6 protein-coding genes and 1 pseudogene are annotated in these 7,424 nt (G+C 76.0%); all 7 read left to right on the top strand.

The window, feature by feature from the left end; genetic code table 11:
• Nucleotides 1–486 (top strand): annotated as a pseudogene (locus ACFV7Q_RS28415) (hypothetical protein); the annotation flags it as partial.
• The gene (locus ACFV7Q_RS28410; RefSeq protein ID WP_385432546.1) at nt 483–671 is read left to right on the top strand and encodes a hypothetical protein; all 189 of its coding nucleotides are present in this window, start codon (nt 483–485) and stop codon (nt 669–671) included. The pseudogene ACFV7Q_RS28415 and the gene ACFV7Q_RS28410, both read left to right, overlap by 4 nt.
• Nucleotides 664–1,752 carry a phage late control D family protein gene (locus ACFV7Q_RS28405; RefSeq protein ID WP_385432544.1) on the top strand — a complete coding sequence of 363 codons (1,089 nt, stop codon included), beginning with the start codon at nt 664–666 and terminating at the stop codon, nt 1,750–1,752. Before ACFV7Q_RS28410 ends, ACFV7Q_RS28405 begins: the two co-directional genes overlap by 8 nt.
• A complete protein-coding gene (locus ACFV7Q_RS28400) occupies nt 1,752–2,417 on the top strand; it encodes a phage baseplate assembly protein V (RefSeq protein WP_385432543.1) in 666 nt (221 codons plus the stop codon). Before ACFV7Q_RS28405 ends, ACFV7Q_RS28400 begins: the two co-directional genes overlap by 1 nt.
• The gene (locus tag ACFV7Q_RS28395) at nt 2,414–4,033 is read left to right on the top strand and encodes a hypothetical protein (protein WP_385432541.1); all 1,620 of its coding nucleotides are present in this window, start codon (nt 2,414–2,416) and stop codon (nt 4,031–4,033) included. The genes ACFV7Q_RS28400 and ACFV7Q_RS28395 overlap by 4 nt, the downstream gene beginning before the upstream one ends.
• A 101-nt stretch (nt 4,034–4,134) precedes the next feature.
• Entirely contained in the window at nt 4,135–6,906 is a 2,772-nt protein-coding gene (locus ACFV7Q_RS28390) for a hypothetical protein (protein WP_385432539.1), read from the top strand.
• A 77-nt stretch (nt 6,907–6,983) separates the two neighbouring features.
• Nucleotides 6,984–7,424, top strand: a complete 441-nt coding sequence (locus ACFV7Q_RS28385) for a GPW/gp25 family protein (protein WP_385432537.1) — start codon at nt 6,984–6,986, stop codon at nt 7,422–7,424.

Here is a 7,424-nt window from a genome sequence, read left to right as displayed (position 1 = left end):
GGCGGTACACCGGGCAGCCCCGCCGCCGGCGCACCGGGCGGCCCGGACACGGCGGCCCGGGCCGGCTTCGTCCTCAGCGCCGGCGGCGGCATAGCCGCGGCCGCGCAGGCGGTGACCGCCGCCGCGGCCGACCTCGCCACCGCCCGTGCCCGCCGCTCCTTCGAGGTCCCTGCCACCGGGCCGGCGCCCCCGCCCGGACGCCTCCCGCCGCCCGGGCCCGACCCGCGTTCCACCACGTACGCCCGCGGCATACCCCTGCGCGCCCGCGCCGACCCCGGGACCCTCGCAGAGGTCCGGGCCGGCGGCGGCCGCAGCCTCGCCGACAGGGCCCGCCGCGAAGAGGCCCCCGCCCCCGACCCCGGGGCCGCGCCCTGGGAGCGGCTCCCGACCGACCCGCCCGGCCGGGCCGCGGCCGACTGCGAGCAACGCGGCCGTGACGCCGGCCCCACCACCCTGGGGTGGACACCGCGAGGAGGCCCGCCATGAGCGTGTACATCGGAGAGCTGCACACCGAAGTCGTGCCCACGGGCGGTAGCGGCCCGCCCACCCCCGGCCGCGCCGGGGCCGCCGGCCCCGGCGGGAAGTGGGCGGCCGCCGAACGCCACCAGGAGGCCGTCGAGCGGGCAGCGTGGCTCGCCGCCCGCACCGCCGCTGAGGGCTTCGATGACTGACGCCGCCGTCGCGGCCGTCCCGCCCGTCTTCGAGGTCGGCGGCACGCTCGTGCGCGACCTCGCCCGGGACTGCGTGCGCCTGGAAGTGGCGGAGGGCACGGAGGGGCTGCGCACCCTGCGCGCCCACTTCCTCGCCGTCGGCCCCGGCGCGACGGGCCCGCAGGACCGGCTGCTGCACCTGGACGGGTCCACGGTCGGCCTCGGCAGCAGCCTCAGGGCGGCCCTCGGCCCGCCGTCGGCCCGCCGGTACGTGTTCGAGGGAGTCGTCTCGGCCGTGGAGCTCCTCCTCGGCGACGGCGAGCCGCCGCTGGTCCTCGTCCATGCCGAGGACGTGCTGATGCGGCTGCGGATGACCCGCCGCTTGCGCACGTACCGCGACGTCACCGACGCCGACCTCGCCCGCGAGGTGGCCCGCGAGCACGGCCTCGGCGCCGACGCGGACGTCCCCGGCCCCCGCTACGACGTCGTCCAGCAGCTCAACCAGAGCGACCTGGCCTTCCTGCGCGAACGGGCCCGACTGGTCCAGGCGGAGCTGTGGGCGGCCGGCACCACCGTGCACTTCCGGCCCCGCGGCAGCCGCACCGCCCCCGTGCAGACCCTCGTCTACGGCAACCAGCTGATGTCGGTGCGGCTCGCCGCCGACCTGGCGCACCAGCGCAGCGAGGTCGTCGTCACCGGCTACGACGCCGAACGCCGCGAACCCATCGACGAACGGGCCGGCCCCGAGGTCGTCGAGGCCGAGACGGCCGGCGGCGGCCGCACCGGGGCGCGGCTGCTGGCCCGCGCGATGGGGCCCGCCACCAGCCTGCGGGTCCGCGAGGCGGCCCTGACCACCGGGGAGGCCGAGAGCTGGGCGCGCGCCGAAATGCTGCGCCGCGGCCGCCGGTTCGTCACCGTCGCCGGCACCACCAACGGCAGCCCCGACCTCGTCGTCGGCGGCAGGCTCACCCTCCGCTCGGTCGGCGGCCCCTTCGAGGGCGACGGCTACCACGTCACCCGGGTCCGGCACACCTTCGACCCCGACCGTGGCTTCCGCACCCGCTTCGACGCCGAACGCCCGTCCCTGAACGAGGTGGTGTGATGTCCCTGCCCGCCCCCGCGGACGGAGCCGCGCCCGGCTACTTCGGCGTCTACCCGGCGCTCGTCACCGACATCGTCGACGAGAAGCGGCTCGGCCGGATCGAGGTCCGCTTCCCCTGGCTCGGTCGGGACGGGGACCGCGACGTGCGCGCCTGGGCGACGCTCTGCTCCCCGTACGCCGACGACCGGCAGGGGCTGCTCGCGCTGCCCGAAGTGGGCAGCCAGGTCGTCGTCGCCTTCGAGGCCGGCAACCCGCGCCGCCCGTACGTCCTCGGCGCCGCCTGGAACGGCCGCGCCGCCCTGCCGCACGAACCGGAAGCGGCGAACGACCTGCGCCAGTTCAGGTCCCGGGCCGGCAGCAGCCTGGAGTTCGACGACACGGCCGGCGCGGCCCGGGTGCGGATCACCATGGCCTCCGGCCACGAGGTCGTCCTCGACGACGCCGCCCGGCAGGTCGTGGTCCGGCACAGCGGCGGCTGCACCGTCCGCCTCACCCCCACCGCGGTCCAGGTCGAGGCCAACGCCTCCGTCGACGTCAAGGCGCCCACCGTCACCGTGAACGCCCCGCTGTCCACCTTCACGGGCCTGGTGAAGTGCGCGACGCTGGTCACCGACCAGATGGTGGTCTCCCCGGCCTACACGCCCGGCGCCGGGAACATCTGGTGAGCGCGGGCGCCGCCCCCGGCCACGGCTTCAAGCTCCTCGCCCCCTGGTACGTGTGCGAACGCGGCGGATTCGACCGCTTCGACCCCGCCGCCCGCACCCCCGTCCTGCAGAAGTACGCCTCGCCCGAGTTCGTCCGCGCCCTCGTCGCCGACCCGAGGGACTCGCTGCGCTTCGACCCGGCCGAGGACGTGTGGTCCTGCCCCGTGCCCGTCCCCGTCACGGAGCGCGGCCCGGGACGCGCCCGCTTCGCCACCCACCGGCTGTACCGCACCCGGCTGCGCAAGCTGTACCAGCCGAGCCACGACCGCTTCTACGCCGTCGTGGTCGAGCTGTTCTGCGACCGGCCCGGGTGGCCCCGCCCGCAGTCCACCGAGGGGCTGGAGGTCGGGTTCGTGATGCGTCGCCGGCAGGTGGAGGTGTCCGCCCCGCCCCAGGTGCTGCGCCGGCTCGCGCACCGGCTGACCGCCGGACTGGCCGCCGCCGGGCGCGCCGCGGGCGCGCCGGAGGGTTCGCCGCACGGGAGGCCCGACGGTCCGGGGGACGGTCCGCCGGGCGGCCCGCCGTCCGGGGCGGCCCCGTACGCCTCGGAGGCCCGGGACCTCCTGTGGGCCGATCTCGCGCACCGGTCGGCCTTCGAGGACGCGAACCGCGCACTGATCGACCAGGTGGGCCTGGAGACGGAGGTCCAGGCGTGGAGGGAGGGCCCGGCAGGCGGCGCGTGGCGCAAGGTCGGCGCCCCGCCGCCCGCGGGCCGGCCCGCGGACCGGGAACAGGAACTGCCGATGTGGCGGCTGCCGCCCCGGTCGGGCGACTGCCCGCCGGGCCCGCACCTGCCCGAGCGCTCCCTGTGGTTCGGCGTCGTGCCGACCTGCTCCGGCGACCACGACGACCGGGGCGCCCCCAAACTCGACGACCGGTCCGTGTACGAGCTGGTCTGCTTCGTACGCCGGACGCCCGCCCCGGGGCACGAGCACTGCCCGCCGCAGGTCTCCTGGAGCGAGCCCACCGAACCGTTCCGGCTCGCGCCGTTCTACGACCCCGAAGGCACCAAGAACCGCAGGACCTCCATCACCCTGCCCGACCTGCGGGCGCTGGCCGCCAGGGCCGGGGCACCGCCCGGCCCGGGCGGGGTCGCCGTCACGAGCCCGCCCGGATCCCAGCTGTCCTTCGACCCCGGGGGCGGCACCCCGAGCGGCGGCTCGGTCGGCGGAACGGCACCCCGGATCTGCACCTTCGCCCTCGAACTCTTCATGGTCGTGGCCTTCTTCCTGTTCAGCATGTTCCTGCCGATCGTGGTGTTCCTGTTCCAGCTGTGGTGGCTGCTGGCCCTGCGGTTCTGCCTGCCGCCCTCCGCCACGGCGATCGCCACCCTCAAGGCCCACTTCGACGCCGGGCTGACCCTGCGCGACATGGGGGCCGCCGAACGGGAGGCCCTCGACGGACTCCTCGGCGCCGGGGGCGCCACGGCCCGGCTCCAGGCCGGCGAGGGCGGCTTCCGGGACGAGGACGGCAAGGACCTCTTCGAGGCCGTGACCCCGCCCGACCCGGCACCCGTACCCGTGCGCCCCGAACCGGAGCCGCCGGTCCGCGACCCGCTGTGCGGGAGCGGGGGATGAGCGGCCGGACGGCCCCCGTGCCGGCCCCGATACCGTCTCCCGCACCCGCACCCGCACCCGCACCCGCCCCGCGGTCAACGGCGTCACGTGCCCCCGCCCCGGTGGCGGCCCCCGCGCCGGTAACGGCTCCGGCCGCCGCGCCCGGCCGGGCCGCGCCGCCCGCCCGGCTCGCGGACGAGCTCGCCCGTGCCCTGCCCGCTCCCGGCCCCGACATGCCCGGGGAGGAGCTGGCCCTGGAGGGCGGCGCCCCCCTCACCCCGCCGCCCGCCGTAGCCGCCTACCTGGAGCGCAAGGGCCCCGCGGGCGGCCCGGTCCGGGTCCGCCTCGGCCACACCGCCGCCGGCGTCCTCCACCTCCGCTCCACCGACCGCGGCCCGGCCACGGTGGCGGGCGGCGCCTTCCAGCCGGTGCCGCTGCTGCTCCCGTTCCTGCTGCCGCTGCGGTCCGTCGGCATCGAGCCGGTCCTCGCCGTCCGCGTCCACGACGGGGTCCTCCAGGGGCACGCCTCGGCGGTGGTGCAGGGCACCCTGCTCGGAGGCCCCCGCGCCCTCCTCGACCGGATCGAGACCTGCGCCCGGGTCCTGGGCTGGCTCGGCGTCAGCGGCCTGAAGCTGCCCGGCGCGGAGAACGAACTGCGCGGCCCGACCCTGGTCGTGAACGCCACCGGCATGAGCTTCGCCCTCGGCGGCTTCCTCGCCGCCTCCGGCAGCTTCGGCATCGCCGGCGACACCGTCACCTTCGACGCGGTCGCCCGCGGCACGGCAGCCGGACTCGGCTCGGTGGAGGTCCCGCTGGTCCGCGGCCCGGACGGGGCGCTGTCCGGCAGCGCGGTCGTCGACGTGGCGCTGCGCGGCTTCACCGGGCAGGTGACGGCCTCCTACGCGGGCGGGGCGGTGGACGTCCGGGGGACCGTGGGCTACTCGAACGACCGGTTCGACGGGCAGGTGACCTTCGTCGCCACCGACCCGACGACGGCACGAGAACTGACGGACAGCCGGCTCGCCGAACAGGTGGCGACCGCCCGGGCCGTCACGGGTGGACCGGCACCCGCACGGGCGCCCGCCACCGGGGCCCCCGAAGCGGCTGCCTCCGAAGGGGCCTCCGGGCCGCGCCCCGGCCCCCGGGTGCTCGCCGGTTGGGGCACGGTCGCCGTCCGGCTCGCCGACTGGCTGGGCGGCGAAGCCCTGGTCGTGGTCGACCACCGTGGTGACGTGACCGTCGTCGGCAAGATCGTGCCGCGGATGGACCGACCGCTCTTCGAGCAGAAGCGCCACGTCGAACAGCTCGCCCGGTTCGAGGCCCGCACCCTCTACGGCATACCGTTGGTCGGCAACGTCTTCCTGTTCGCCGGCATCGGCCTGGAGGCCGTCGCCGAGATCGGGCCCGCGACCCTCGACCGCATGGAGCTCACCGGCACCTGGTCCACCAAGCCCGAGGTGCTCAAGGACTTCGGCCTGACCGGCACCCTCAACGTCTCCGCCTTCGCCGGACTGCGCCTGCAGGCCGAGGGCGGGGCCGGCCTCCAACTCCTCGGCCACGACATCAAGGCGGGCGTCGCCCTGCACGCCCTCGCGGGCGTCCGCGGCTATGTGGAGGCCACCCCCCGGATCGGGTTCCGCGAGGTCGCCGACCCGAAGGCCGGAAAGCGCGGGGAGTTCTTCCTCGCCGGGCACATGGAGATCGCCGCCCAGCCGTTCCTGGCGCTCGGTGGGGATCTCTTCGTGGAACTGGACAGCCCCTGGTGGTCACCCGCCCCGGACAAGCGGTGGGACTGGCCGGTGGGCCGCCTGGAGTACCCGCTGCCCGGGGAGTTCGGCATCGGGGCGGACGTGGAACACGTCCTCGGCTCCGGAAAGTTCCCCGACGTCACCTTCAGCGAGGTGAAGTTCAGCCCCGACAAGTTCATGACGGACCTGATCGACGACAAGGTCCCGGCGAAGTCCGCCACCGACCAGCAGAAGAAGGGCGCCTGGAAGGAGCCCGGCACCCCCGGCAGCCCCGGAGCCCCCGCCGCCCCCGGAAGCACCCCGGCCGCCGCCTCCGCCAGGGCCCCGGCGCCCCCCTCCCGGCCGGCTGCCCGCGCGGCGCCGCCCGCCGGCCCCGGCCCGGCTCCGGGCGCGCCCCGCAAGGACCCCGCGGACGTCCCCTCCCCGGCCAAGCAGACCCGCTGGCTCTCGGGCCTCCAGGCCCTGGGGAGGATCGCGGAGAAGTCGCACGCCCATCCGTACGACGAGACCGACCTGCGCGCCGAACTCGCCGGGGTCCGCAGGACGTACGGCTTCAGCAAGCTGGAAGCCGAGCTCCACGAGGGCAAGTGGCACGTCACGGCGGCCATGAGCCCGAAGGCGCAGAAGCTCCCGCCCATCGACGCCGCCCCGAAGGACGCGGCGAAGGACGCGGCGAAGGACGCGGCGAAGGGAACGCAGGAGGAGGGCGGCAAGGCCGGCGTCGACCGCCGCGACCCGAAGGATTTGCCCGCCTTCCACGGAGGCCGCTACGACGAGCTGAAGAACCCGAAGACCGGCCGCAACTACGCCGGCACCGAGATCAACCACATCCCCCCGCACAGCGTCACCAAGCAGGTCAGCACCCTCCCGTACGGGCGCGGCCCGGCCATCCAGATGGACCGGCAGGACCACCGGGGCCGCAAGAACCCCGACGGCAACTGGAGTTCCCACCCGCGCGCGCTGAGCACCGGCAGTTGGACGGAGTCCAAGGAGCACCGTGCCCGGCAGCTGGAGCTGATGGAGGCCGAACGGTTCAAGCAGGCCGTCCAGCTCGACATCAAGGACGTCCGGTCCAAGTTCGGTGCCAAGTACGACGGCGCCCTCAACGAGATGAAGCCCGCGTTGCGCGCCGAGGGCTGGTGGTGACCCCGGTGGTGACCCCGGTGGCGGGCCGTGGCCGCGGGGGAGACGGCACGGTGACGCCCGCCGCGCAGCATGGAGCCATGGCAGCATCTGACGCCCCGACATACGCTCCCGGCGGCGGCCCGCTCCCCGCGGGCGAGGCCTGGTCCGGCACCGGGATCCGGTTCCCGCTGCGGCCCCAGGGCGGCACCGGCGGCCGGCTCGGCTGGGTGGCGGGCACCGCCGCGATCCGTCAGTCCGTGGAGACCGTCCTCGACACCGAGCCCGGCGAACGCGTCATGCGCCCCACCTTCGGCTGCGGACTGCGCCGCCACCTCATGGCCCCCAACACCCCCGCCACCCGCGCCGCGATCGCCGCCGAGATCAGCGAGGCCCTCACCGCCTGGGAACCCCGCATCCGGCTCACCGAAGTCTCCGTGACCCCGGGTGAGGAGCCGACCCTGGTGTGGATCGACATCGCCTACGTACGGCTGCTCGACCTGCGCCCGGACAACCTCGTCTACCCCTTCTACCTGCGATAG

The organism is Streptomyces sp. NPDC059851 (assembly GCF_042732005.1).
Classification (GTDB): Bacteria; Actinomycetota; Actinomycetes; order Streptomycetales; family Streptomycetaceae; genus Streptomyces.
The sequence above is the reverse complement of the archived record's forward strand: the minus strand, read 5'-3'. Positions and strand labels throughout refer to the sequence as shown.